The sequence below is a fragment of the Streptomyces sp. S.PNR 29 genome (assembly GCF_030386795.1).
In the GTDB taxonomy this organism is placed as follows: Bacteria; Actinomycetota; Actinomycetes; order Streptomycetales; family Streptomycetaceae; genus Streptomyces.
In genome coordinates this window covers 1-25,405 of the sequence record NZ_JANUQM010000027.1, presented here as the reverse complement: position 1 = coordinate 25,405, position 25,405 = coordinate 1, and the positions used below count along the sequence as shown (strand labels likewise).

The 25,405-nt window shown below is 67.6% G+C and carries 26 protein-coding genes and 3 pseudogenes; 14 read left to right on the top strand and 15 right to left on the bottom strand.

The features are described from left to right. Positions 1-4: 4 nt before the first annotated feature. From solA to NW895_RS40600, 4 genes are all read right to left on the bottom strand, one after another. A complete protein-coding gene (gene solA / locus NW895_RS40615; RefSeq protein WP_289942244.1) occupies positions 5-1,249 on the bottom strand; it encodes an N-methyl-L-tryptophan oxidase in 1,245 nt (414 codons plus the stop codon). Beyond that, entirely contained in the window at positions 1,171-2,574 is a 1,404-nt protein-coding gene (locus NW895_RS40610; protein WP_289942243.1) for an FAD-dependent oxidoreductase, read from the bottom strand. The genes solA and NW895_RS40610 overlap by 79 nt, the downstream gene beginning before the upstream one ends. Before the next feature lie 193 nt (positions 2,575-2,767). Next, the gene (locus tag NW895_RS40605; protein ID WP_289942242.1) at positions 2,768-3,253 is read right to left on the bottom strand and encodes a RidA family protein; all 486 of its coding nucleotides are present in this window, start codon (positions 3,251-3,253) and stop codon (positions 2,768-2,770) included. A 55-nt stretch (positions 3,254-3,308) separates the two neighbouring features. Continuing rightward, the gene (locus tag NW895_RS40600; protein ID WP_289942241.1) at positions 3,309-3,989 is read right to left on the bottom strand and encodes a haloacid dehalogenase type II; all 681 of its coding nucleotides are present in this window, start codon (positions 3,987-3,989) and stop codon (positions 3,309-3,311) included. 223 nt (positions 3,990-4,212) lie between these two features. Here NW895_RS40600 and NW895_RS40595 point away from each other — a divergent pair, with 223 nt between their 5' ends. Continuing rightward, positions 4,213-4,899, top strand: coding sequence for a GntR family transcriptional regulator (locus tag NW895_RS40595; protein ID WP_289942240.1), 687 nt, complete (start codon positions 4,213-4,215; stop codon positions 4,897-4,899). Positions 4,900-5,238: 339 nt separating this feature from the next. On the opposite strand, the gene NW895_RS40590 is transcribed toward NW895_RS40595, so the two are convergent. The 4 genes and pseudogenes from NW895_RS40590 to NW895_RS40575 all read right to left on the bottom strand — a co-directional run bounded on the left by NW895_RS40590 (position 5,239) and on the right by NW895_RS40575 (position 7,649). Further along, a complete protein-coding gene (locus NW895_RS40590) occupies positions 5,239-5,469 on the bottom strand; it encodes a hypothetical protein (protein ID WP_289942254.1) in 231 nt (76 codons plus the stop codon). A 76-nt stretch (positions 5,470-5,545) separates the two neighbouring features. Next, positions 5,546-6,019, bottom strand: a pseudogene (locus tag NW895_RS40585) (methyltransferase domain-containing protein); the annotation flags it as partial. Continuing rightward, a complete protein-coding gene (locus NW895_RS40580) occupies positions 5,908-6,579 on the bottom strand; it encodes an aminoglycoside phosphotransferase family protein (RefSeq protein ID WP_289942239.1) in 672 nt (223 codons plus the stop codon). The gene NW895_RS40580 and the pseudogene NW895_RS40585, both read right to left, overlap by 112 nt. A gap of 245 nt (positions 6,580-6,824) precedes the next feature. After that, positions 6,825-7,649, bottom strand: coding sequence for a hypothetical protein (locus NW895_RS40575; protein WP_289942238.1), 825 nt, complete (start codon positions 7,647-7,649; stop codon positions 6,825-6,827). Positions 7,650-7,968: 319 nt separating this feature from the next. Here NW895_RS40575 and NW895_RS40570 point away from each other — a divergent pair, with 319 nt between their 5' ends. The 3 genes from NW895_RS40570 (at position 7,969) to NW895_RS40560 (ending at position 10,922) form a co-directional block, all read left to right on the top strand. After that, positions 7,969-8,706: a hypothetical protein gene (locus tag NW895_RS40570; protein ID WP_289942237.1), complete on the top strand. Its 738-nt coding sequence runs from the start codon at positions 7,969-7,971 to the stop codon at positions 8,704-8,706. Positions 8,707-9,570: 864 nt separating this feature from the next. Then, entirely contained in the window at positions 9,571-9,756 is a 186-nt protein-coding gene (locus tag NW895_RS40565) for a hypothetical protein (protein ID WP_289942233.1), read from the top strand. A 155-nt stretch (positions 9,757-9,911) separates the two neighbouring features. Further along, positions 9,912-10,922 carry a helix-turn-helix domain-containing protein gene (locus NW895_RS40560; RefSeq protein ID WP_289942232.1) on the top strand — a complete coding sequence of 337 codons (1,011 nt, stop codon included), beginning with the start codon at positions 9,912-9,914 and terminating at the stop codon, positions 10,920-10,922. Between the two features lie 169 nt (positions 10,923-11,091). On the opposite strand, the gene NW895_RS40555 is transcribed toward NW895_RS40560, so the two are convergent. From NW895_RS40555 to NW895_RS40530, 6 genes are all read right to left on the bottom strand, one after another. After that, positions 11,092-11,532 (bottom strand): hypothetical protein, encoded by a 441-nt coding sequence (locus NW895_RS40555; RefSeq protein WP_289942231.1) that lies wholly within the window; start codon positions 11,530-11,532, stop codon positions 11,092-11,094. Beyond that, the gene (locus NW895_RS40550; RefSeq protein ID WP_289942230.1) at positions 11,504-12,547 is read right to left on the bottom strand and encodes a hypothetical protein; all 1,044 of its coding nucleotides are present in this window, start codon (positions 12,545-12,547) and stop codon (positions 11,504-11,506) included. The genes NW895_RS40555 and NW895_RS40550 overlap by 29 nt, the downstream gene beginning before the upstream one ends. Continuing rightward, positions 12,544-12,879 (bottom strand): helix-turn-helix transcriptional regulator, encoded by a 336-nt coding sequence (locus tag NW895_RS40545; protein ID WP_289942228.1) that lies wholly within the window; start codon positions 12,877-12,879, stop codon positions 12,544-12,546. Before NW895_RS40545 ends, NW895_RS40550 begins: the two co-directional genes overlap by 4 nt. Beyond that, positions 12,876-13,610: a site-specific integrase gene (locus tag NW895_RS40540; RefSeq protein ID WP_289942227.1), complete on the bottom strand. Its 735-nt coding sequence runs from the start codon at positions 13,608-13,610 to the stop codon at positions 12,876-12,878. The genes NW895_RS40545 and NW895_RS40540 overlap by 4 nt, the downstream gene beginning before the upstream one ends. Positions 13,611-14,418: 808 nt before the next feature. Further along, positions 14,419-15,000 carry a hypothetical protein gene (locus NW895_RS40535; protein ID WP_289942226.1) on the bottom strand — a complete coding sequence of 194 codons (582 nt, stop codon included), beginning with the start codon at positions 14,998-15,000 and terminating at the stop codon, positions 14,419-14,421. Positions 15,001-15,421: 421 nt separating this feature from the next. After that, positions 15,422-16,495: an acetylhydrolase gene (locus tag NW895_RS40530; protein WP_289942225.1), complete on the bottom strand. Its 1,074-nt coding sequence runs from the start codon at positions 16,493-16,495 to the stop codon at positions 15,422-15,424. Positions 16,496-16,579: 84 nt separating this feature from the next. Here NW895_RS40530 and NW895_RS40525 point away from each other — a divergent pair, with 84 nt between their 5' ends. The 3 genes from NW895_RS40525 (at position 16,580) to NW895_RS41405 (ending at position 18,225) form a co-directional block, all read left to right on the top strand. After that, the gene (locus NW895_RS40525; RefSeq protein ID WP_289942224.1) at positions 16,580-17,545 is read left to right on the top strand and encodes a winged helix-turn-helix domain-containing protein; all 966 of its coding nucleotides are present in this window, start codon (positions 16,580-16,582) and stop codon (positions 17,543-17,545) included. A gap of 35 nt (positions 17,546-17,580) precedes the next feature. After that, on the top strand, positions 17,581-17,730 hold the full coding sequence (locus NW895_RS40520; protein ID WP_289942222.1) for a hypothetical protein: 150 nt from the start codon (positions 17,581-17,583) through the stop codon (positions 17,728-17,730). A gap of 285 nt (positions 17,731-18,015) precedes the next feature. Continuing rightward, positions 18,016-18,225: a DUF2180 family protein gene (locus NW895_RS41405; RefSeq protein WP_354670164.1), complete on the top strand. Its 210-nt coding sequence runs from the start codon at positions 18,016-18,018 to the stop codon at positions 18,223-18,225. 244 nt (positions 18,226-18,469) lie between these two features. Here NW895_RS41405 and NW895_RS40515 read toward each other — a convergent pair. Beyond that, a pseudogene (locus NW895_RS40515) lies at positions 18,470-18,624 on the bottom strand (transposase); the annotation flags it as partial. A 239-nt stretch (positions 18,625-18,863) separates the two neighbouring features. Here NW895_RS40515 and NW895_RS40510 point away from each other — a divergent pair. From NW895_RS40510 to NW895_RS40480, 7 genes and pseudogenes are all read left to right on the top strand, one after another. Further along, positions 18,864-19,337: a RidA family protein gene (locus tag NW895_RS40510; RefSeq protein ID WP_289942221.1), complete on the top strand. Its 474-nt coding sequence runs from the start codon at positions 18,864-18,866 to the stop codon at positions 19,335-19,337. 123 nt (positions 19,338-19,460) lie between these two features. Then, entirely contained in the window at positions 19,461-20,567 is a 1,107-nt protein-coding gene (locus tag NW895_RS40505) for an alanine racemase (RefSeq protein ID WP_289942220.1), read from the top strand. A gap of 69 nt (positions 20,568-20,636) precedes the next feature. Continuing rightward, positions 20,637-21,371 carry an SDR family NAD(P)-dependent oxidoreductase gene (locus NW895_RS40500; RefSeq protein WP_289942219.1) on the top strand — a complete coding sequence of 245 codons (735 nt, stop codon included), beginning with the start codon at positions 20,637-20,639 and terminating at the stop codon, positions 21,369-21,371. Positions 21,372-21,940: 569 nt separating this feature from the next. Further along, positions 21,941-23,044, top strand: coding sequence for an ABC transporter substrate-binding protein (locus tag NW895_RS40495; RefSeq protein ID WP_289942217.1), 1,104 nt, complete (start codon positions 21,941-21,943; stop codon positions 23,042-23,044). Next, entirely contained in the window at positions 23,037-24,176 is a 1,140-nt protein-coding gene (locus NW895_RS40490) for an ABC transporter ATP-binding protein (RefSeq protein WP_289942214.1), read from the top strand. Before NW895_RS40495 ends, NW895_RS40490 begins: the two co-directional genes overlap by 8 nt. Before the next feature lie 3 nt (positions 24,177-24,179). Further along, the gene (locus NW895_RS40485; protein WP_289942212.1) at positions 24,180-25,073 is read left to right on the top strand and encodes an ABC transporter permease; all 894 of its coding nucleotides are present in this window, start codon (positions 24,180-24,182) and stop codon (positions 25,071-25,073) included. Beyond that, a pseudogene (locus NW895_RS40480) lies at positions 25,070-25,405 on the top strand (ABC transporter permease); the annotation flags it as partial. The gene NW895_RS40485 and the pseudogene NW895_RS40480, both read left to right, overlap by 4 nt.

The following is a 25,405-nucleotide window of genomic DNA, read 5'->3' as shown; positions in this document are numbered from 1 at the left end:
CCGGCTACCTGTTCCTGAACCGGTCCGGACGCATGAAGTCCAGGCCTTCGATGGTCTGTTTGCCGAGCGCCTCGTGTGCGGCGATGTGGCCATAGCCGGTCGCCATCTTGAAGCCCTTTCCTGAGAAGCCGGTGGCACAGTAGACCCTGCTGTTCTCATCCAGCCGGCCGAGGAGCGGATGCCTGTCCTCGGTGAAAAGGTCGGGGAAGGCGTCGGAGCGCACGATAGTGGGGGTGAGGCCGGGAAGGAATTCGGTGACGATGTCGGTGACCTTGTCGATTTCTTCCCGGGTGAGTTCTCTGGGCACGGAGTCCGGGTCGGGCGTTGCCCTTCCGCGCCCGTCCAGCGGTCCGTCCACCGATGCCTTGACCGTCACGCCATCGACGGCGGGTGCGCCGTACAGGGAGCGGTCGCCGTACAGCCGGCTGAAGACGGGGAATCTCTCCGGCGAGAACTGCGCCCCGTCTTGGGCGATGAACCAGGTCAGGACGATCCGATGGGTTTCCGTAACGGCCTTGAGGTGGTCGGGCATGAGCCTTCGGGACCAGCCGCCCGAGGCGACGATGACCTTCTCGAACGTCCAGGTTCTGTCACCCGAGGTGACGACCACGCCGTGGTCGGTTTCGGTGATGCTGTCCACGGGCGTGTTCTGAAGGACGGTGGCGCCGCCTGCCTGGGCCGCCGAGATGGCGGCGCTGACGGCCCGGTCGGTGCGCAGAACACCGGCGCGGGGGTCGTAGATGGCGCAGTCGTCGGGGCGGAGGTTGTGCTGGGGGTAGCGTTCCGCCATCTCCTCCCGGCTGAGGACGCGGTGCTCGGCTCCGGTGATGCGCGTTGCCTCGAGGAGGCTGTTGATGAAGCTACCGTTCGCCGTCCCGATGGACAGGCCCCCGGTAGGTATCAGGATCTCCTGCCCGGTTTCCGCTTCGAGCTCGGCCCAGAGGCCGCGGGAGCGTTCCATGATGGGGTAGTAGTCGGGTTTCCCGAGGTAGACCATGCGGAACAGGCGGGTGTCCCCGCCCACGGCACTGCGGCCGTGGGCGGGGGTGGCGGCCTCGAAACCGACTACCGAGCCGGACAGCCGGGAGGCCTGCCACAGGGCCATGCTTCCGATGCTGCCCAGGCCGATGACGGCGAGTTGCGCGTCCATGAGAGCGGTTTCCCTTTCGTTTACTCGTGAAGCCCGGCGAGTCTGCTGCCGAATCTGGCCAGGAGTGAGGTCTTGCTGGAACCCCTGCGCTCTTCCCACTGGTCGGCGATACCGAAGAGCCGGTACATGGCGTGAACGCCCAGCCAGCGGATGGGTTCCGGTTCCCACTTACGTGCCCGGTAGCCGACCCAGGGCAGGGTGGTCCGCTCGGTTTCCTTCTCGAATGCGAGCTCCACGAGAGTCCTGCCGCCGACGTAGGCCGACGTGACACCGTGTCCCGCGTAGCCGGTGGACGACCCGATCCCCGATACCGGGTCCCAGTGCACGCCGCCGTTCCAGTCCCGCGTGACGCCCAGGACTCCCGACCAGGCGTGATCCACCTCGAAGGGGATGCCCGGGAAGAAGGAACCGAGCTTGTGCGAGATCAGGTCAATGGTGGACTGGGCGGTCGCACCGGCGCCTCCTGTGCCGGACCCGAAGCGGTAGGGGACACCGCGGCCCCCCATGGCGATACGGCCGTCCGACGTCCGCTGGGCGTAGATGAACGTGTGCGCGGAGTCGTTGAGGCACTGGGGCCCGTCCCAACCGATCTGCCGCCATGCCTCCTCCGACAGGGGCTTGGTCACGATCATCGAGGAATTGACGGGGATCAGGCTCCGTCGGCCGAGCAGCTGTCCCGAATAACCTTCGGTGCAGATGAACGTCCTGGCCGCGGTGACACGTCCGTCGGCCAGGGTGAGGGTCCTGCCCGCGACACTGTCCACTCGGCTGCCCTCGTAGATCCTGACCCCCATGGAGGTCAGGGTGTCGGCGAGGCCGTAGACGAGCTTCGCGGGGTGGATCCGCGCGCAGTGCTTGTAGAAGAGCCCGCCGTGGACGGTGGAGATGTTGATCCGGCTCCGGAATTCCTCCCGGTCGAGCAGGTGGACCTCGTCGTCGGTCAGCCCGTACTTCAAGTCGGCATCACGCCTGGTGACAAGCCGGCCCAGCCCCGCCCGAGTGTGAGCGGCGACGAGAGCGCCACCCTTGTGCTGGTCGGCATCGATGCCCTCGCGTTGGAGGATGTCCAGGACCGCGTCGACGCCGGCGACGAATTCCTGCTGCAGTGCCCGGCTCGCTTCCAGCCCTCCCCCGGTGCGGGCGAAGGTGGCACGGTTTCCCGGAGGCATCGCCGAGAGCCAGCCACCGTTGCGTCCTGATGCGCCGTAGCCCACCTGTTCGGCCTCGAAGACGGCGACCGAGAGCGACGGTTCGAGCTTCTTGGCGAAGTACGCCGCCCACAGGCCGGTGTAGCCGCCGCCGACGATGGCCACGTCGACGGAGTCGTGGCCGGTGAAGCGGGGGAATGAGGGCTTCTTGTCGGCCAGTTGAGCCACCCAGAAGCCGAGTTCTCCGTTTCGGGGTGGTGCCGCGAGGGCGTTCATGGTGTGTCCTTCATCTGTCTCTGGGAACCGCGTGGGCCGCTGCTGGAAGGCGGTGTGGCCGCTGTGCCGGAGCGGGATCTGCCCCTCGCGTCGGCCAGCAGGATCTGCACCGCGGTGTCGATCATGCTGGCCGAGGGCGTCGAGTGCCCGTCGAAGCCGGGCCACAGCCGCACTGCTCATGAGTGGCTCGCCGCTACACAGCGGTGCAGACGACCTGGATCTCGACAGGGGTGTTGAGCGGCAGCCCGGCGACACCGATCGCGGTGCGTGCGTGGCGTCCGTTCTCCCCCAGTACCTCGATGAGCAGTTCACTGGCCGCGTTGGCGACGGTCGACTGCTCACCGAAGTCCGGCGTACTGGCCACGAAGACCAGCATCTGCACGATCCGGACCCGCTCCAGATCGCCCACCGCCTGCACAGCGGCGGCGAGCGCGTTGAGCGCGGCATGGCGCGCGAACTCCCGCGCCGTCTCCAGCTCCACGTCCCGGCCGACAATGCCCTGACCCAGCAGCTCGCCGTCCTTGAAGGGGAGTTGGCCGGAGAGGTGGATGGTGGAGCCCACCGTCCGGTGGGGCACGAGGTACGTCGTGCCGGCGAGGACGGGTAGCTTCAGTCCCAGGGCCTGGAGCCTTTCTGAAGCCGAGTCACCCTTGACGGTTTGAGGCAGGGGCTGACTCATGCCGCCACCGTCTTGCTGTGGACCATTTCCTCAGTTCTCCGCTCAGGCTCAGGCGTCAGGGACGCGGGAGACCGAAGAGGACGGGGAGGTCGGCGATGTCGGTGATCCGCTCGTAGCCGAGCCAGTGCTCGTCGTGCTCCCAGCCGCGGTCCATGTACACCTTGTTCTCGATGCCCATGATCGCCGCGGAGCGCAGGTCATACATCGGGCTCGCGGAGACGTGCACGAGCTCGTCGGGCGTCACGCCGAGCTTGTCAAACATGTAGTCGAACGCGCCGAGTCGCGGCTTGTAGATGCCCATCTCCTCGGCACTGATGACCACTTCGAACGGGGCCTTGAGGTTCTCCGCGAGGCGCACGGCGTGCGCGGTGTCGCTGTTCGTGATGATGACCAGCGGGACTTCCTCGGCCAGGCGGTTCAGTGCCTCGGTGACACCGGGGTGCGGGCCCCAGGTGGGGATGCGGTCGTACACCGCCCGCGCGTCGTCCTCGCGGTACTCAAGACCGACCCTGCGCGAGGCGCGTTCCATGGAACGCGCGACGACCTGGTGGAACGGCTGGTACGCGCCCGTGCACTCGTCGATCCGGTACGCCTTGCAGATCCGCAGGAACTCATCGGCGACCTCGGCCGGCAGCCGGTCACCCAGGACCTCACGAATCGTGTCGTTGATGCTGAACTTGATCAGCGTTCCATTCATGTCGAACGTCACGAACTTGGGCTTGACATCGAATCCCATTGGTCCTCCTGGTGCTTTCAGTGGAGCAGCCTGCTCCTCTGGTCGATTGTCGACCATCTTGCGGTCGATTGTCGACCAGAGGGAATCGAGTGTCAACCTCACGGACCAGTCGCGCGCTCCCTCGACCCGCTGTCCACCTCGCTCCTCGGCCCCAGGGAACTCCAGCGAGGTATAGTCGACAAACGACCAAGTGGTCGGGCAGTGGCCGAGGGAGGGCAACGGGTTGGACCACAAGTTCGAGTGGCAGGAGCAGCGGACGACGACGCCGGACGGCGTCTACCGCACACTGCGTGCCGCCATCCTCGATGGGACCGTACCTCCTGGTGGCCAGCTGCGCGAGGCGCACATCGCCGCGGATCTCGGGATCAGCCGGTCCCCGCTGCGCGAGGCGCTGACCAAGCTGGAGGAGGAAGGGCTCGTCGTCAAGATCCCCTACCGTGGGGCGTTCGTCGTAGAGGTGAGCGCTCGTGAGGTCGCCGAGATCGACTCGGTCCGGCTGCGGGTCGAACCCTACGCCGCCGAGCTCTCGGCCGAAGCACTACGCGGTCCTGAGCGGCCTCAGTTGCTGCAGACCGTTGAGGACCTCCGCCGGGCAATGGAGACGAACGACATCCCGGCCAGTATCGACGCACACCTTCGCTTCCACAGGCTCTTCTACGATCTCTCGGGGCACGGCATCCTGCAGGGCCTCTGGAACGGCTGGGAGACCAAGCTGCGCCTCTACCTCAGTGTCGATCACCGCACTTACAGCGACGACCCGCATCAATTGGTCGTCGAGCACGAGAGGTTGGCCGCGGTTGCCCTGGAAGGCGACACCGACGCGTTCCGCCAGGAACTGGCTGCCCATTTCCCCATGGGGCTGCGAGCCGAGGCCGGAGATCCAGGGGACCGCACGCCCCGGCGTGCATGAGGCCACACCGCCTGCGCGAAGTGTCCAAGCCCCCCTCTCCACCGTGACGTTGTAGACCAATGCCGAAAAGCCAATGATCAGGCCCGCACGGTCGACGCGATCTTGTAGCGGATCTTGAGTGAGGGTTGCCCAGTCGCAAGAGCGCGGAGCGTGTGGCAGGTGGCCGCTCCGCGCCGACCGCGTGAGCGCAGGAACCGGCCCGCACAGCACTACGTTCAGCGGAGTGGGCGCGAGCGGTACAGCTCGGTGCGGCTGGTGCCGTCCAGGCGGGTCACCGTCATCACCGGTTCCACCACCCGCTCGGACATCACCGGCCTCGGAACCGGTGGGCTCGCGTATTCAACTGTCGCGGGTTGCCAGTGGCGCTGATACCGCGTGCCCCGTCGGCCGTGGCTTGTCCACCACCGTCGTCGTGGTGTGGCCGGGGCCGCGCAGGATCACGACGGCCAGGCCGTCCGCGTCGAACCGCTCGGCCTGCTCCCATCCCGCGCTGAGGAGGGTGATCTCGTCGTCGTCCAGGGCGATGTCCCGCCGGGATGGCGGGGTGTTCGCGGCCACCGGGGTGATCACGACGAGGGCGCCGCCCGCGCAACCGGTCTGCCATGTCGCGCAGGATGCGGATGCGGTCGTGGAAGAAGGCGTAGACGAGGCGGAGGGCGATCAGGTCATAACCGTCCACCGCCAGCGGCGTGAGGTCATCGCGTTCGACATCCAGCCGCAGCCAGTTCACGCCCGCCGTGCCGTCGGCCCGGGCCAGGGCACTGTCGGCCCAGTCCACCGCGTCGACGCTGTAGCCCGTCTCGGCCAGGTGTACGGCCAGTTCACCGGTACCGCAGCCCACGTCCAGGGCCCGCCCGCCCGCTTCGGGGGCGGGAGCGTGCTGGGCGAGCAGGGCCCGCTCGGCATCCGTCAGCGGCCTGTAGCCCTTCCCCGCGGCATAGTGGGCGTGCCAGTCCGCCTGTGTGCTGTGTCCCAACTCGCGTGGTCCTTCCGGTCTGTTCGGCCGCGTCAGCGGCGGTGGATGCGGGTCAGGGTGCGGCGGCCGCGTTCTACGAGCTCCGGATCGCCGTGCGCCATGCCGAACTGAATGCCGGACAGCGCGTCGAAGCCGGCCTCGCACACCAGCCGCTCCTCCTCGTGCGGTGTCAGCGGCTGGCCGTAGCCGGTGAGGAAGGCCTCGCGCAGGTCGTCCCGGCCGTCCCAGTGATCGCTCAGGCGGACCAGGTCCCGTAAGGCCGGCCCGTACTCAGCGCGCTCAAAGTCGACGACGCCAAGGGAGCCGTCGTCGGCGAGCAGGGCGTTGCGCAGCTGCAGATCACCGATGGTGGGCACCTGGTGGCACGGCGGCAAGACCGCGTGCCGGGCGGCAAGGGTGCGCAGCAGCGCTTCGTCGCCGTCGCGCAGATACGGGCGGGCGGCCTCCAGATGACGCTCCAATTTCGCGGCCGGGGAGGGCAGGTGGGCGTCCGGCTGCCGGGCCGGTGCGGCGCGGTGGAAGAGCGCGGCGATTTCCCCCAGACCCTGATGCACCCGCAGCTCGGTGGCACGGTCCAGGACCGCGCCGAACAGGGTGCGGCCGGGCAGCGCTGTCACCACGACCGCCCTGTGCCGCGGGTCGGCGGCCACCAGGCGGGGGGCTCGGTGGCCGAGCGCGCAGGTCCACTCGCGGTACGCCGTCACCTCCCGCTGGTGGAAGCGCTCGCTGATGGATCTTCACGTACCAGGTGCCGCCGGCTCGACCGGTGGCCCGCCACACGCGGCTGTTGACCCGTGTCCACGACGTATCCGCCCAGTCAGTGATGCGGCCCACCGCGCGTTCGGCGAAGGCGCGCACCGCGGCATTGGGGACCGGCTGCGCGCCGGGCGGGCCCACCGGCACATGCGGTCCTCGTTTCGGTCGCGGGGCGGGCGTCGGGCCGACCCCGTCACGCGCCGGTGACGGGCACGTTGCGCAGCAGTGCGGAGGTCATAGCCAGGAGCGTCTCCGCCTCGGCCTGGTCGTACTTGAAGGTCTTGGTGACCGCGTCGTTGTGCAGGGCGCCGCAGGTCTGGCTGTACAAGGCGTCCTGGATCCGCCACCACCGCTCGGTCTGGTTGCACTGGCTGGCCTGCTTCCTCGATCCGGGGTTGTCCCAGGTGACGTTCTCCCTGACCCACTCCAGCGCCCGCCTGACCTCCAGGATCGACGCCCGGACCTCGCCCGCGGTCAGCAGCCTCTGCGCCTCCCGCAGCATCCGTCCGACCTCGTCCCGCTCCGGATCGCCGAGCGGGTACGGCACGGCCATCTCGAACGCCGCGGACGGCCCCAACTGCGCGAGCTGCTGTTCCCACCGGCTCTTGGCGATGGTGATGTGCGCCGTCTCCTGGGCGCTCCCCGGATACCCGGGCGCCTGCGGCAGGGTCGCGTTGAGGTCGATCTCGAACCGAACGTCGCCGGTACGGCCCTCCTCGATCGCGTGGACCTGCAACGACGTCAGCGGGAACGACAGGTTCACGCGATGGACGGTCACCGTCGGCGTGTACGCCAGGTTCGCCGTGGTCCGGGCGAGCCGGGAGCGCTGCCCCGTCGCCTCGAAGCCGAACAGGTCCGCCTCCAGGGCGAGGATCTTCCCGGCCTCGGTGAAGGGCGACACCCCGACGGCGAGCTGGACGCTCAGCTCGTGGGCCCCCAACGCGCGGTGCAGCCACGTCTGGTCGCTGCCGACCGCCACGGTGAACCGGATGTCGTCGTCGAAGCGGAGTTCCTGCATAGCTCCCCCAAAGGGCGTGTCGATCACCCGATTCTGCCGGGCGGGCCGCCGCATCACCGCCGATTTCCTCCCGGCGGCGAGCTCCAGCCACCCAGGCCGCGATGCCGTCCGGCGCGCTCCGGCCCCGGCCCAACACCTCCTGCCCGCGCCGGGCGGTACGGAGGGGAGCGGTAGTGCGGGGGCCGACGAAGGCCAATGCAGTTGCGTTAGGTCACACGAAGGGGAGATGCACGGCGTACCCGGGTGGCTCAGACTGCAGAGCGCTTCTTGTAGGCGCAGACCGGCAACATACGGCCAACGCACCGGCTTCAATGGTCAGTTGGATGTAGCAGACCTACCTGACTTCGACTGGCGGCAAGGGGAATACCTGTTGGACCGGCTCAGAGACTCAGCTCCGTTCAATCTGTTCGGCTCCATCGCGGCCGTCATGCTCATGGTGGGGCCGTTCTTCCTCCTGGCTGTTCTTGGTCCGCTGTGGCTCTTCTTCCTTAGTGGTCGTCGCTTGGCCATGAGCGACGACTACGCGGCCATCTCCTCGGCGGCTCTGCTCGCGCTGCTGCTTCTGCTCTTCGTCGAGCTCCACCTGCTCATGCAAGAGGAAGCGGGCAAGGTGCAGTCGCTACGGCAGGTGCGCCGGGAGTCCAGACAACAAGGAGAGAAGCGGGAAGGCGAGCTCTGGGATCAGCTTGAGTCGTTCGATGAGCATCTTGTTTCGCAAGTGCGCTTCACGCTTTTGGGCGTGTTTACTGCCACTCTGCTGGCCGGGGTGCTCATCCTGGTCTGCCTCTGGGCTGCTGTCGATGCGCACGGCCCCGCCCGTTGGCTCGCTTGGACGTCGTGGCTTTGCATCTGCTGGAGCTTCACCCTCGTGCTTCTACTGGGCATCAGGAAGGTCGTTCGCGAGTACCTCCACGCACTACGGGAGCGAACCGAGATCGACATGGAGGACCTGGAGGCACGCGGGTATCGGCCGGTTCGGCTGCAACACCTACAGCAAAGCAACGACGGTCCAGCATTTTCGCCTGAGAACGTACCGGCTCAGTCGCCTGAGCCGTAAGAGGGGACATGCCATGAGCCGTACGAGCCACGCTCAGCGACGGTCGCGGATTCGCGTCAGGGAGGACGCGGAGTCTGGAAGGCATATGCCACGGGTCGGCCAGCGCCCCTGTGCTTACGCTGCTTACTGGTCTGGTTGTGCGCCCACCGGCCAGGGTCGACCTTGCTGCGACCGCTCCGGGTTCTCAGGATTGGCCACCGCAGCGGCTTCTTAACCGCGCGTGGCCAGGACCGGCTAGATCGCGGTGGCAGCAGGCGGGAGCGTGCTTCCTGGGTGGCCTCCGTCCAGGCTCTGGTCAGCTTTCGCCCGGAGGCGTCGTGTTGGGACGGCACGCTGCGGCGTGCGATACGCACACAGCGGAGGTAGGAGAGCCTATCTGCGTCAACGACTGGACTCCTCGCCGCAGCGGAGTGCGCAAGCCAGCGGATGGCCTGGTGGACCGCGAGCAGGGCCCACAGCTCCTGCCGCACGGCTTCGGGGGTACGCGAGGTGATCACTGCGGGCCGTCGTCCAGCTGGCCCATCGTTTCGGTTCGTGTCGAGCCAATTCGGAACGTGCAGGTTCGAGACGAACATTGCGCCCCTCCGGGCTCGGGCACCCGCGTACGGACAGGTACCGCCCGGTGACCATGGCGTTCGGCTGTTTGCTCTTATTTTGATACACGGGAGTCGGACACACCCGTCTCTCCCCCGGCGGCTCCGAGGGCCGGACGTCTGGAAACGAGCGACGCTGGAGGCATGGCCCGCATCCGCTTGCGCCTCCTGCGGGGCCCGACTGCCGAGGCACACCTCGCCGCGGCGCTTCTACTGCGACGACGTATGCCGGGCCCATGCGTACCGGGCACGCAGGACGGCCGACCGGATAATGGGGCTCGCGCTGATGCTCGCCGAGGCGGAATGGAACGGCGACACCGGCATCATCCGGCTGCTGACCTGTCCGGTCTGCGGGAGGATCACGTTCGCCGGCGGCGGTCGTCGTGTCCGCTCAACTGCGAAAACGCTGATCAAGTTCGAGTCGCGTTCGACGCCGGTCGTTAAATGTCAAGGTTAGTGCGTGTTTCTAAAACTCGATGTGTCTTGATCTTGAGACTTCGTTGTCCGCAAGGAGGTGCGTGGCGGCATATGTGACCGAAGTGCTGCTGGACTGCGCGTTCCTCCCCGTGCCACGTTCGAAGCCACAGAGGAACCGGCTACGGGGGGCTGGGAATGCTGGTGACGGAGTTCAGCACGGAGGTAGTGGCGGCGCCGGAGCGGTTCGCGCTGTTCGAAGAAACCACAGCAGAGTCGCACCTACGCAATCTGCTGCGCAGCAACGACAAGGACGACTTCAGAGCCAGGATGCAGGTCCTGGACTTGGGGGAGTTACAGGTGTCCGCACTGTCCTTCCCGCATCTGGAGATCGCGCGGACAGCGAAGATCATCCGGCAGTCCGACCCCGAGGTGTACATGATCAGTTACATGCTCGGTGCGGAGGGGGCTTTTTCCCAGGCCGGGAATGATACGACGTTCCATGCGGGCGACCTCACGGTGCTGGACAGCAGTCATCCCTTCGATGCCCACCGCCATGCCCTTCAGGACAGCTGGTCGCAACTGATTGTGCAGCTTCCTCACAAGCTGCTGCCGCTGCCGGAGAAGACGGTGCAGCGCCTGCTCGCTGTCCCGATCAGCGGGCGCAGCGGCATGGGTGGGGTGTTTGCCCGCTGGCTGACCGACCTCAACGTACGCGCCGGCGAGTTCAGCCCCGCCGACATCCCCACCCTCGCCTCGGTCACCCTGGACCTCTTGGCGTCCACGCTCGGCCGCTGTCTGGAGGCTGAGGAGACGCTGAGCCCGGAGGCTCGCCGGAGCGCCCTGCGGGCTCAGATCAGCGCGTTCGTCGAGCAGCACCTCGCCGACCCGGCCATGACCCCTCAGGCGATCGCGGACGCCCACCACATCTCCCTGCGCCATCTTCAGCAGTTGCTCGCCGAGGACGACACGTCGCCGGCAGCCTGGATACGCCACCGCCGTCTGGAACGCTGCCGCCTTGACCTGGCCGACTCTCGCCTGAACGCCCGCCCGATCCAGGCCATCGCCTCCCGTTGGGGCTTCACCGACCCGACGCACTTCAGCCGCCTGTTCCGGGCCACCTACGGGATGCCGCCGCGAGACTACAGAAACCTGCCGTACCTGGCGTGCGCGAATCATCAACAGCCGTGCGCGGAATCACAGGGCTAGGCGTGGTCGCGTTCATCGTCTTGGGTGCCGCAGCCGGACAGGATGACCAGGCATGGTGGACCCGCCGGAGAAAATTACTGCCGCTTCTCGATGCCATCCCGCCGATCCGCGGCCAGCGCGGCCGTCCACGTCGCAGGCCCGCTCTAGGAGTTCGGGGCCTATGTGGCGATCAGCCGTTGTTGTCGATCCAATTCGACCACGCGTAGCAGCCGTTGCCGTCGAAGCCGCTGGTCAGGCACAGCTGGAAGCGGACCTGGCTGCCATGTCCCCCGATCTTGTTGAGGCTGGAGGATTCGTAAAAATCCTTATTGCAGACGCCCCAATTGCCGTTGGGCCATGAGTTCCGGCATTTTCCGCTACGATAGGGGATGCTTTGCCAGGTGGACCCGTTGTCGTAGGAGAGCCGGTTCTGCCAGTTGACGTAAGGCGAGAGCAGATCCGCCTCTCCGTCATAGACAAACCACTGGTCGCCGTTCTTGCGGAAGCATGCCTGGTTGCCAACACTATCCCCTGGGACGCAAATCGTTCCCGACGGAAAAGCCGCGTCGGCTGAGTACCAACCCGCATCCTCCCACCCCTCGTCACCGGCAGACGCAGATGTGCTGGCCATGAGCGTTGCCGTGGAAGCTGCCACGAGAACGATGAGAGCTTTCTTCACTCCAGGCATGTGTACCGATCCTCTCGACCCGATGATCCCCCGGTGCGGGAGTCTCTCCCGCGCGAATTGGGGGGCTGTTCGGATCCCGACCGTAGGCAGCTTCACGCGAGGCGTCGTTGACTTTACGCGCGCGATGGTTGGAATTCCGCGCACAAGCCCCCCGACAGCCAACGCCCGAGGCGACGCGGCTTGGATTCGCGTTGCTGCTGAAGCCCTGCGCGCGATGCGCGCCATCCAGGGCGAGCCGCTGTCGGACAAGGAGGTTAAGGCCCGCCAGCTCGTCATCCGCCACCGTGCCGGCGAGGAGACAGGCGACCCCCTGGTGGAGCCGGGCCCGCTGCAGGCGGACGGCGTCGACCTGGACGAACTGCGCCTCATGGTGCGCACCCTGGACCGCACCACCGCGCGCGGCAAGCGGGACGCCGCCGTCCTGCTCATCGCCTGGTGGATGGCTGCCCGCGCCTCCGAGCCCGCCCGCCTCAACCTCCACGACGCCAAGATCCGCACCGTGCAGATCGAGGACGAGGACGGCCGCAAGAGGTCCCACCAGCCCCTGGTTATCAAGATCCGCCGGTCCAAGGCCGACCAGGCCGCGCGCGGCCAGGAGGTGCGCATCCTCGCCCCCGCCGACCAGGAACTGTGCCCCATCCACGCCCTGCGGGAATGGCTCGCAGAGCCGTGCGCGGTGGAGCTTGTCCTCCGTTCCGCAGCGAGAGCATTGGTAGGACATCATGAAGTCCGCGCAGTCGGAGCAGATCCGTGTGCCGTCGCCGGGCCGCAAGCCGGGAAGTGCGCGCTCGTCGCCGCAACCGGGACAGGTGCCGCGGACCAGAAGGGCCTTGTCGTGGCAGGTGCGGCAGACGTGGCCATCAGGCCAGCGGGCGGCGAACCAGCCGTGCCGCAGGCAGCGGACGCAGGTCCTCTTGTGCCAGCGCTCGTACTCTTCCGGGGTGTGGTTCGGGCTCACGCGTCAGGCAGAATCCGGGCCGGCCGGGGCCGCAGTTTCGCGACCGCCGACGGCGGGGCCGACACGTCACCCGTCGCGGTCTTGCGAACGCCAGCGTTCTCGGCGGTTGTCACGACCAAGTCGGCCGGGGTGCAGGCGAGGATGTCGCAGAGCGCTGCCAGTACTTGGAGGGAGAGCCGCTCCGGGGTGCCGGAGACCAGGCGGTGGATCTGCGAGGCGGACAGCTCGATGCCCCGGTCGCGCAGCATCGGTACCACTTCGGTGGTGGTGAAGATGCCGTGCGCGGCCATCACCTCACGCAGCTTCCATATGTAGCCGACCTTGCGTTTCACGACTGCCTCCGGTTCGGGCTCTCCAGAGCGGCGGCGACGGTGCCGTCGAGGTGACGCCGCAGGGTGCGGGTGCGGAAGTCCGAGCTGACGCAGGTGAAAATCGAGGTTGTGCTGGCGTGGTCGTGGCCGACCTGTTCCTGGACGAACCGTGGGTCCCAGCCGTCCTCGATCAGATGCGTGACGTAGGACCTGCGGAAGGAGTGGAAGTCCAGCCCTTCGTCCAAGCCGAGGGCCTGACGGTAGGCGATGAAGCGGGAGTTGAGCCGCTGGCAGCCGATGCCCAGTCCGCGCTCCGAGGGCCATCCCGCGGGGTTGCCCTCAGCGCCGAACAACGGCCGGACCTCGGTGAACCACTCGTCCAAGATGTCGGGAGTCCAGTCCCACACGGTCAGCACGGAACGGCGCTTGGGAGGGGAGCCCTTCTTGGCCTTGCCGAAGCGGACCCGGCATAGGCCGAACTCGCCGTACTCGGCTCCGTGCGGGTTGTGGCCGAAGTCGGCGGCGTCCAGCATTCGAGTCTCGTTCCGCCGCGTGCCGAAGGCGTACGCGGTCTTGAACAGGGTCGCGTCACGGAAGGCTGGCAGCCAGCCCTTGCGGCCGAAGGCCCGGATGCGGGCAACCTCATCGTCACAGTGAGCGAAGAAGGCATGCAGTTCTGCCTTGGTGAAGGCCCGCTTCTTCGCGTCGGCTTCGTTGTCCTGGACGTGAACGGCCGTGTTCCACTCGTGCACGACCTGGACTGGTGGGAACCGAACCGTTCTTCGCAGGTGCTGGCCCACTCGTAGAGGGGATCGGTGGCGAAGTGGCAGAAGGCGCGGACGGCCTCGGAGTACGAACGGATCGTCGAGCGCTTCAGGTCACGCAATGAGCGCAGGTCACCAAGCCATTCGTCGACCATCGCCGGCGTCCACTGCCAGGGGAAGGCGTTCACGTAGGCGGCGAACGCCTTCACCGTGTTCTCCCGGCCCTCGACCGTTGAGCGGGCCAGGTTCCGAGCGCGCTGCTGGTTGGCGAATCCGCCCAGCATCGCGCTGAAAATCTGGTCTTCCGGCCGCAGCAGTGCGACCCCGTCTGCCAGGTGCAGCGTCGCCGCTCCAGGCACCGTCCCTCTGAACCGCACCGGCCACCACTCTCCGTCACTCGCATCTGATGCGAGGAAACCGCATCAGATGCGAGCCGGAGCTGAAACCGCAGACCATCCACCCCCACGAGTGACAAGGGCTCGCCACTGCCCTGCGCCAAACACTACGGTCACAGTCCACCCAGACGTCCGACGCCGCTGGTCAGCCGTATAGCCGCCCATCGCATCGGACGCGATGCGCATACCGTGGCCAGTTCGCATCCGATGCAATTGGCGGCGCTTGGAACATCGGTACAGCGGTTATCGGTGAGAACGATCAAGGTCAGGGCGTGAGCGGCTGACCCGGTTCTCGAACTCGCGGCGGGCCTTGCGCTGGGCCGGGAGTGCGGGGAGGCCCTGGCCACCTTCGAGCGGCTGGCAGCGGGCAAGGAGCTGGCGGTGTATAGCGGGGACGGCGGTCACGCGCAGGGTGTAGCCCTGGCCGCGCCGTACGGTGAGGCCCTGGTCGGGCGCGGCGCGCTCGGCGGGCTCCAGCTCGGTGGTGCGGAGTAGTCGGCGATCTTGCCGGGCATATCGAGGGTGACCGGCAGCTCCGGGGCGGGCGCGTCCTCCTCGCTGGTGGTGTGGTCGGGCAGGAGGTCGGCGACAGCGGTACGGATGGCGCCGCGGCTGACGCCGTGGTCGCGGGCAAGGGCCGCGATGGAGCGGCCTTCCAGGTACGCGGTGCGTACGTCGTCGGTCTTCGTGGCCGCCACGGCGGGGCGGCGACCGCCCTTCGCGCCCTTGGCCTCGGCGGCGCGCAGGCCGTCGTACGTCAGCTTGCGCTGGAGGTCGCGTTGGAGTTCGCCGGCGGCGGCGAGGGTCTGCACCATGAACCTCACGGTGGACAACAGTTCGCCGGTGCGGGGGTGGCGGGCGGTGAGGTCCATGGCGGAGAACGAGCCGTCGTGGATGCGCAGGGCGAGGCGGTCGCGGTGGAGGACGCCGAGCACGTCGAGGATGTCGAGGATGTGCTGGTTGCCGCGCACGAGACGGAACATCTCGGAGATGTGCACGGTGTCGCCGGCCGCGCGGAGGTGAGCAGTTCGCGGAACTTCGGGCGCTGGAGCGGATGGAGGCGGCTGGAGGTGCCCGGGTCCTCTTCGAAGAAGACCGGGTCCTCGATCCCGGCCTCCACTAGGACGAGGTCCTGCCGGGCGGTGGACTGCTGGTCCGTCGGTACCCGCTTGTAGACCAGGTTCGCCACTTCTGGCCCCTTCCGTACGGAGGATCGGACCCTATCTGTCGTCAAACTCTGTCAGCAATCACCATCGGATCTGATTGGATTCGCGCCGCCTCGAACCCCCGGATTGCACGGGTTCATTGGACACGTCGGCCGCCTGTCGTCAAACGATTCGTTTGCCGACAGGCGGCCGATGCACCTGTGGGCTGGAGCGGGCGGCTCGCCGCCACGTAGTCCCGTTACGACAGATGACGGGCGAAGAAGGTCCCCACCCGGCGCCGTACCTCAGCGAGTGTCACCGCAGGGTCGCCGGTACCAACGAGCGCGGTCCGCGCCCTCGCTGTCACGAGACCGGAAGTCTGGAGTCGAGGGACGAGCGAGCCGTAGTCGGTGAACGCCCAGTGGTTCGCGTCGGGGAGCAGCACGCGGTGGCCGGGAAGGCCCGCCCAGGACGACTCGATCCGGGCGGCGCCGTCGAATCCGTCGGTGCGGAACAGCAGCAGCGGCTGGTCGAGGCCGGCCAGCGTCGGATACAGGTCGAGATAGCCCTCCAGGTTCGCCACCGCGCCGACCCGGCGATCGTCACGGGCCGTGTACACCGCCGCCGTGCCGCCTGCGGAGTGCCCGTACAACCCGATCCGGCGGGAGTCCATGACCCGGGCGAGCGGAAGGTAGCTGAGCCGGTCCAGGACGAGCCGGAGGTCCGCGATCCGGGTGTCCACCATCGTGCGGAAGGTTGCCGGGTCCGGTGGCCCGAACAAGACGGTCGTCCGCAGCCCGGTCGGCAGCTCCACCTGGGAAGCGTCACCGGGGTGGTCGACGAGGACGACCACTCGGCCGTGGCTCGCCAGGTCTTCGGCGAGGGTTGTGCCGAGCGTGCGGGAGTCACCGCCGCCCGGTGAGTACACCAGCACCGGCCGTCGCCCGGGAAGCGGCGGCGCGCCCACGTGCCCGTGGGTGAGGACCGCGCCCCAGTCCACCATTCCAGACTGCGGCAGTCCGGGATGGATGTGGGGCGCGAGGCCGGCGAACTCCCTAGCCTCGGCGGGGGTGAGCTGAGGGGCCCGGGAGAACCCGTGTACCGATCGGGCCGGGTACAGGACGGTCAGCATCAATTCCCGCACACCGCCCACCCACGGATCGGTCCGGGACGGGTCCGTCAGATGGACCGTCCGCATGCCGACGGAGTAGGGGCCAGCTGGCGCGGGCAGCCGGAGGGCCGGGCCGCCACCGGATGCGGACGCAGCCGTGGGCAGCAGGGCGGCGGCACTGCCGAATAGGGTGCCCTTCAAAAGAGTGCGTCGCGAAGTCATACGAACATCCTTGGTGCGGGGCCGTCACGACGCGAAGGTTCAGGCCCTGGCCGAAAGGCTGGCCCAGGACGAGGAGCTGTGCGAGTGCTGCGAGTCCACTTCACCGCGGAGGACTTCGCCCGTATCCGGTTCGCACGCCGCCCGGCGCCGCTCCAGGAACTGCACGCAGCCCTGACGACAGCCATGACCCAGAGTGGCGGGCCGCTGTTCGCGCCATGGCGCGGCCGCATCCTGCGCTCCCTCCCAGCCGCAAGCAGCCCGCTCGCCGATCTGGTTCCCGCGGGCCGCCCGCCCTCCTTCCTCGACGTCATCGGCGACACCATGGCCGACGGCTTCGAACAGATCCGAGCCACCAGCCCCGGTCTCGTCCGAGTCGAGCTGGAGCGGGTCTACGGGGCGGTGCCCGTTCCTCGCTGGATCCGGGGCCTGTACGCGGGCGACGAGATTGCCTGGCACACCCTGCACCGCGCCCAGCAGACCGCGTTCGAGACGGTCCTCGCCCCGGTCTGGTCCGTCGTGCAGGATCTACACCGTGAGGAATTCACCCGCTACGCCCTGACGGTCGCCGAGCACGGCGTGGCAGTCACCTTGACCGGCCTGGCCCCGGGCAGCCGGCTCCACGAGGGCGTGTGGGAATGGCCCGGCGCAGCGCCGGACCGCGACGTCTGCCTCAACGGGCGTGGCCTGGTCTTGCTGCCCACCTTCCACCACCCGGCGGGCCCACTTCTCCAGGACACCCCGGGCCATCCCACGGTCCTGACGTACCCGGCCGGTCCCGGGCTCCCGCCCACCGCGGCGGGGCCCGTCGTCTCCGCCGAGGCCCTTGCCGCGATCCTAGGCCGTACCCGGCTGGACGCCCTGCGCCTCCTAGCCGAGCCTCACACCACGACATCCCTGGCCAACGCCCTCCACGTCAGCAACGCGACGGCTTCGTCCCACGCGGCCGCGCTGAGATCGGCAGGCCTGGCGACGACGACCCGCGCAGGCCGCTCGGTCACCCACCAGCGCACGGCCCTCGGCACGCTGGTTGCGGGCGCTTGGCCGCCGTAGTTCACCACAAGACGGAGCCAACGATCGCCACGCGGGTGAAGTACCTGACCACGTTCGCCGAGAAGGTCGGCAAGGAGCGGTTCGACGCCGAGTCCGCCAAAGTGATCAAGGGCAGCGACATCGCCCCACGCTCAGCGGCGAAGGGGATCACTGTGCTAGAAGGCCATGATCGTTCTCACCGATAACCGCTGTACCGATGTTCCCCGAGGCCGATCACCTGACTGCGGGTCATCACAGCGATGCCTGGTGCGGCTCTTGCGCGGGCGAGGTAGGGGTGTTGTGTCTTCCAGGACCGAGCGCACCGACAGCACAGTCCGCGTCGCTCGGTCATGCGATCGCGTCTTGATATTGACAATGTCTAAACTAGGATCTAGTTTTCAAGCTCCTTGAGTAGGTGTGCGCGGCCTGAGTGGATTTGTTCGTGCTGGTTGGCCGCCATACCCGGCCCCCTACTGAAATCGGAGTTGGACATGAGGTGCTACGACTGCCTCCAGGAGGCGCGCAGCGACACCACCGGCATCGGCGTGTGCTCGCGCTGCGGCTTGGCCGCCTGCGAGAACCACGCCCTCGTACGTCAGGTGCAGGTAACACGCCAGATCGGAATGGGTGCTTCGTACGGCCGTATCCCGGCACGCAGAGTGGTATGCCACACCTGCGACAGGGCCGAGACGACGCACTGACCCGCATGGTGCGCTTATCGCCACGCATCACCGGTCGCCGAACGCGCGCTGTCCGTCCAGGTACGCGTTCTTGGCCTGCCCGGACGCCGTCCCGGATCACTGGCGCGGCGTCCGGGCCTCAGTCGTGGTCACGGCTCGGTGCGGCCATGCTGGAGGCGCGACCCGAGGGCGACACGAAGGCGTAGGAGCAGAACGATGACGGGTCGGTCGCCGGGGGCCCAGGACGTCGACTGCTGCGAGTGACTTCAACGATCAGGCCTTCCAGCAGCGCGGTGAAGCGGCCGGCGTTCCGCCAGACCCGCAAGCGCCCGTAGACGGTCGGCCAGGCCCGAACGCGCCTGGCATCTCACGCCACCGCGCGCCTGCCCTGAACCGCCGCATCGCATCCTCGAACTGATCCCCGTTGGCCTTGCTCGCGGCTGAAGTTCTTATTGACAGCACTCGACAGGCACCCATATCGTCGACAAACGACAATCCGATGGCACTTTTAAGCCATCATGCGGCGTTTCGCGCCGCACTGGTACTCGAGAGGAGACCCGAGTACAGATGATCAAGATTCATACGAAGCGGGTTCTCGTGGTCAGCTACGAAGGTTCGTGCCCTGTGCCGTCCGCGGCGGTGGCGCGGTGAGCCGGCCCGTGGCTTCGGCAGCCAACACCGGCTCGGCTTCCGATCGGCTCCAGGCCTTGGGTCTGGACCTCCCCGAGCTCCGTGACAACCCGTACTACGTGCACCACCGGAGTGTGGATTCCAGCATCTACATTTCGGGCCAACTGCCTTACAAGGACGGTTGGCTGCTGGGCCAGGGCATTGTCGGCCGGGACGTCGAGGTGGAGACGGCGCGGGAGTTCGCGCGCCATGCCGCGCTCAACGCGCTCGCCGCCGCTGTGCAGGCGGTGGGCGATCTGGAGCGGGTCCGGATCGTGCAGATGCTGGTATTCGTGGCCAGTACGCCGGACTTCGGTGAGCAGTCGACCGTCGCCAACGCGGCCAGTGAACTGCTCATCGAGGTGCTGGGCGAGAACGGACGGCACGCTCGCACAGCGATCGGTGTCGCCGGGCTGCCGCTCAACAGTCCGGTCGAGATCCAGATGGTCTGCACCGCTGTGTAGGCCGGGGCCGCCGGCGATGTACGCAAGCGCGCGCGATATCGAGGGCCGCGCGCGGTCGGCATCCAGGAGGAGTGAGCACCCGCGCCCCTCGATCATTCCAGGCAGAACCACAAGGAGGGCAGCGTGAATCGGCTGCAACGAGCACTCGACGCTCTGGTCGAGCGGATCGACACCCCCGCGCCGATCGTGCTGATCGACGTCATGCAGGGCAACATCGAGCGCGTTCAGGGCTTCGCCGACCAGCACAAGCTCAAGGTCAGGCCGCACGTCAAGACGCACAAGTGTGTGGAGATCGGGCGACGTCAGGTCGAGGCCGGCGCGGTGGGGATCACCGCGGGCAATGTCGGTGAGGCCGAGGTCTTCGCCGCGGCCGGATTCGACGACATCTTTCTCGCCTACCCGATCTGGCCCTCGGGAACGAAGAAGACCCGGATCCGCCGGCTCGCCGAGTCCGCCCGGCTGCGGGTCGGCGTAGACAACGCGGCGGCGATCGAGGCCCTCGCCGACGCGATGGGAGACGAACCCGAGCGGCTGCAGGTCGTGATCGAGGTGGACTGTGGCGCCCGTCGTTCCGGGGCGCCGCCCGAGGCTGCGGGCGACCTTGCTCTCACCGCCCGCAAGCGCGGTCTGGTGCCGGTGGGCGTCTTCACCTATCCAGGTCACGGCGGCGCCGGTCGGGACGCTCGCAGGCGCGCCGCGCAGGACCAGGAGGCCGCGCTCACCACCGCGGTACGCAGCCTCGAAGGTGTCGGGGTCACCGCTGAGGTGGTCAGCGCCGGCTCCACTCCCACCCTCGAGTTCTCCACCAGCAGCGTGATCACCGAGATCCGTCCCGGCGAGTACGTCTTCGGCGATCTGAACAACGCCCGGTTGGGCTCCTGCACGGAGGACCAGATCGCGCTGTTCGTCGCCAGCACTGTGGTCAGTGACTGGGTCCCCGGCCAGGTCATCGTCGATGTGGGCAACAAGGCCCTCAGCAAAGAAGGCAGCCCCGAGATCGGCTACGGCGGCATCGCCGGCACGAAGGCGGTCCTGTCCAAGGTCAACGAGTACCACGGGTTCCTCCCGCTGCCGGACGGTGAGTTCCGCCCCAGCGTCGGCAGCGTCATACCGGTCGTGCCGAACCACGTGTGCCCGGTCGTCCTCGGTTTCGAGGAACTGATCGTCACCGACAGCACGGGCACGTCGCTGCAGCGGTGGCCGGTCGACGCCCGCGGATTCCTCAACTGACCGGCACGGGACGAGATTCCCCTGCCGAGCGCAACCCGACCTACCTCCCCCCGTAAAGGAATGTCCGACATGAGACTCAAGAACGTCGCCGCCCTGGTGACCGGCGCCAGCAGTGGCATCGGGGAGGCGGTGAGTTCCCACTTCCGGCGCGAGGGCGCGCGCCTGCTGCTCACCGGCCGCAGGGAGCGGCTCGACAGCGCTGAGCCCGACGACCTGTATGTTCCCGGAGACCTCAACGACGAGGCGTTCGTCGAGCACCTGGCCAAGCAGGCCGCCCAGTCCTTCGGCACCGTCGACGTCGTCGTCCTCAACCACGGCCTGCAGGCTGTCAGTCCGCTCACCGAGATGGCCTGCGACGACGCGAAGAACGTGCTCGAGAGCAACCTGCTCAGCGCGTTCCTGGTGATGAAGCACTTCGCGCCGCTGATGCCCGAGGCAGGGGGATCATTCGTCTGCGTCAGTTCACGGCTGGGCATGGTCGGCATGTCCGGGCAGGTCTTGTATTCCGCCGCCAAGGGGGGCCTCATCATGCTCGCCAAGGGCGCGGCGATCGAATGGGCCCCGCGCAACATCCGGGTCAACGTCGTCGCTCCGGGCCTGACCGCCACCCCGATCATCGAAGCGGCGTTCCAGCGCAGGCCCGACCCCGAGGGCTACCGCCGTGAGCGCGAGAGCCAGATCCCGCTCCAACGCCTCGCCACCCCCGAAGAGGTCGCCGACGCGGTGCTCTTCTTCGCATCGTCGGAGTCGTCGTACGTGACCGGATCGGTCCTGACCGTCGACGGCGGCTATACCGCCTTCTGAACGTCCCTGCTGGGCATCACCACCAGCAAGGGGCTGACGACTGTTCTCCGTCTCGCCTTCTGCCTCGGGCGCCCGCTGATTGGTATCAACCTCTCAAACCCCTTCGCGCCGCCCGAGTCCGGCCCGCTCCCGGAACGCCTGAACTCCGGCAACCCCGCCTTGAAGACCTGGGCCTTTTGAGTTCTGCCATCTCCTCGCCGCAGCGTCGGACTCAAAGATCTACGTGACCGTGATGTGATGCCGATGCTGCGCAACCCGGTCATCTTCGAGACCTCTCGCGAAGCTACCTGCTGAGCAACGTCGCCGCGGCCGATGGACCGCTCGGCGCCTCCCTCAACCGCATGCCCCGCTCCGCCTCACCGCTCACAAAGCCTTCATGCTGCGGCTCTGGTGAAAACCGCTGCCACCCTGCCGGTCACCGCCTGCGACGGCATTGGCTTCCCCCCCGCCACTCACCCGGGCCTTCCAGCCGGCGTCATTCGCCGCCCTGCACCATCCACCCCCCCGCACCTGCGAGGTAAAGCCCCCGCACAGCTGGTCCCACGCGTCCCTAGATGAGGAGTCTTGTCATGAGTGATCCCCAGATCGGCCGTAGAGCGCTCCTGCGTGGAGCAGGCGGCCTGGCCGCCCTCGCCGCTCTTCCCTCGCTCTCCGCCTGCGGTACCGGCACCAGCCGGACGGTCGGCGGCAGCGGTGGTAAGGGCGGCAAGACGGTGGTCGTCCGCGACAGCGGCGGTTCCTATGGTGCGGCTCTGCAGAAGGCGATCTACACGCCGTTCACGCAGGAGACCGGTATCAGCGTCAAGGTGCTGAACCTGGACGATGCCCCGCTCCTTGCGCAGATCAAGCAGGGCCGCCCGCAGTGTGACCTCATCAACAACTCGATGATGTCTCACCTCAAGTACGTGGCGCAGGACGCTTTGGAGACGCTGGACCGCGACCGGGTCAAGAGCGTGAAGAGCGCGAAGATTCCCGAGAACCAGGTCACCGACCATGCCATTGGCAGCAGTTTCTACGGCCAGTGCATCGCCTACCGCACGGATGCCTTCGGCGGTCGCAAGCCGGAGTCGTGGGCGGACTTCTGGGACACCCGGGCGTTCAAGGGCGACCGTGCGATGGTCCACCCGGACGGGGACCTGCCGGAGCTGGAGTTCGCGCTGCTGGCCGACGGTGTGCCGATGGACAAGCTGTATCCGCTGGATGTGGACCGTGCCTTCAAGGTGCTGACCCGGCTGCGGCCGCACATCAAGAAGTTCTGGGACAGTGGCCCGCTGCCTGGTGTGCTGCTCAGCCGTCAGGAGGTGACGATGTCCACGGTCTGGGACGGCCGGATCGCCGATCTGCAGAAGCAGGGTGTGCCGGTGGAGCGGCAGCTCAACGGCATGCGCCGCCAGTTCCAGGGCTATGCCATCGCCAAGGGTGCGGCGAATGTGGACAACGCCTACAAGCTGATGGATTTCTCGCTGCGTGCGGAGAGCCAGGCAGCCTTGGCGAAGGCCTTCCCGTCGAACCCGTCGTCTCCGCTGGCCTACGCCAAGCTCACGGAGGATGAGCGCAATGCGCTCGCGGGGGCGCCGAAGTACTACGACAAGGGTTTCGACGCGGACATCGACTGGTGGCTGAAGAACGAAGCGGCCGTCACCAAGCGCTGGTTGGAGTGGGCTCGTGGCTGAATTCGGTGTCGCGGCACCGGCCGTCAAGGTGGCCGGTGGCAAGCCGGCCACCGCGACCGGCAAGTCGCTGTCGGTGGTGGCTCTGCGTAAGACGTACGGGGACGTTGTCGCTGTCGACGAGGCGTCCATGGAGATCGCGGCGGGGGAGTTCGTCACCTTCCTCGGCGCCTCGGGGTCGGGGAAGACCACGACGCTGATGATGATCGCCGGGTTCTGTGAACCTGATTCCGGCACCATCACCGTCGGGGAGCGGGATGTCACCCGGCTGGCGCCGCAGAAGCGGGGCCTGGGTTTCGTCTTCCAGCAGTATCTGCTTTTCCCGCACATGACGGTCGCTGAGAACGTCGCGTTCCCGCTCACCCTGCGCGGGGTGGGGAAGGACGAGATCCGTCGCCGGGTGGGGGAGACGCTGGAGATCGCGGGTCTGTCCGGGTTCGGTGGCCGCAGGCCGCGTGAGCTGTCCGGTGGGCAGCAGCAGCGTGTCGCGTTGTGCCGGGCGCTGGTCTACCGGCCGCCGGTGATCCTCATGGACGAGCCGCTGGGCGCGCTGGACAAGAAGCTCCGTGACCAGCTCCAGGTCGAGATCAAGACCATCCAGCAGGAACTGGGCCTGACCGTCATTTATGTGACGCATGATCAGGAAGAGGCGCTGGTGATGTCGGACCGTATCGCGGTGATGCGTAACGGTCTGATCGAGCAGTTCGACACCCCCAGGGAGCTGTTCGAGCGGCCCAAGACGCCGTTCGTGGCGGACTTCCTCGGCGCGGCCAACTTCCTGCCCGGCCGCGTCGAGCAGCATGACGGGGAGCACACCCTGGTCCGCCTCGACAACACGGGCGGCCTGCTCAAGGCACGCCGCCACCAGCTGGCCCCCGGCACCTCTGTGAAGGTCGCTGTGCAGCCGGGCCGGCTGCGGGCCTGTGCCACCGACGACGGATTCTGTACCGGCACGGTCGAGACCGCCACCTACGTGGGCACCCTGGTGCGCGCCGGTGTGCGCATCGACGGCGGTCAGGCGCCGCTGCTGCGCCTGGAAGTACCCGCCGGCCGGGGCCCGGTCGCCGGCGAGCGGGTCGGGATCACCGCTGACCCCGACGACGTCAACCTCTTCCCGACCGAACAGGCAGGGTGAGCCATGGCCGCCACCCTCGCGGGGGCTCCTGCCCGCCCGCGCAAACTGCTGTCCTCCCGCCGGACAAGGGTCGGGATCCTGTACGCGCTGCCGGTCGTCGTCTACCTGCTGGTGCTGTTCGTCTACCCGATCTTCTCCACGCTGCTGCTGAGCCTGAAGAACGCCGACGGATCGTTCACGCTGCACTGGTACGTCGACGCGCTGACAGGCGTCAACCTGTCCGTCCTGATCACTACGCTGCGGATCTCCGCCGAGACGGCGCTGCTCAGCCTGGTCTTCGGGTTCCTCCTGGCCCAGGCGATCTCCCGGCTCAAGCCCCTGTGGGCGGGCCTGGCCATGCTGGTCGTGGTGGTGCCGCACTTCATCAGCGCTCTGGTGCGCACCTACGGCTGGATCATCCTGCTGGGTGACAAGGGCCTGGTGAACGAGACCCTGGCCCACCTGTGGGTACCGGGGGCGCCGTTCCAGTTGCTCTACAACGAGCTGGGCGTGGTCATCGGCACCACCTCGATGATGCTCCCGTACACGGTGCTGCTGCTGTACGGCGTGATGCGCGGCGTGGACCGCCGCCTGCTGGCGGCCGCGGCCAGCATGGGCGCGGGACGCGTGACGATCTTCCGCCGGGTCTATCTGCCGCTGGTCGCCCCCGGCCTGGCCAGCGCGGGACTGCTCAGCTTCATCCTCTCGCTGGGCTACTACATCACCCCCGCCCTGATGGGCGGACCCAAGCAGACGATGATCGCCACCCTCATCAACCAGCAGGTGACGAAAGAGAACCAGTGGAACGGGGCGGCCGCTCAGGGAGTCATCCTGCTGCTGCTCACCTTCGCCGGACTGCTGCTGGTCAAGCTCATCAGCTCCCTCGGCGCCAGTGCCAAGAAGAGGAGCGCGTCATGATGGAGCTGCGCAAGAGCCTGGCCGGGCGGATCACGCTGACCGCCGTCGCCACCGTGATCCTGCTGTTCCTGGCGCTGCCGATCGTCGTCATCCTCGTCACCTCCTTCAGCAACAACGCCTTCGCCGCGTTCCCGCCGCAGGCGTGGACGCTGAACTGGTACAAGGCCCTGTTCGCCGACGGCAGCAAATGGCCGGCCGCCCTCTCACTGAGCGCGTTCGTCGCCTGCCTGAGCACCCTCTTCTCGCTGATCATCGGGGTGACCGCGGCGACCGCCCTGACCCGCAGCGAACTCCCGCTGCGTTCGGCGGTCTACGCCCTGGTCCTCGGCCCC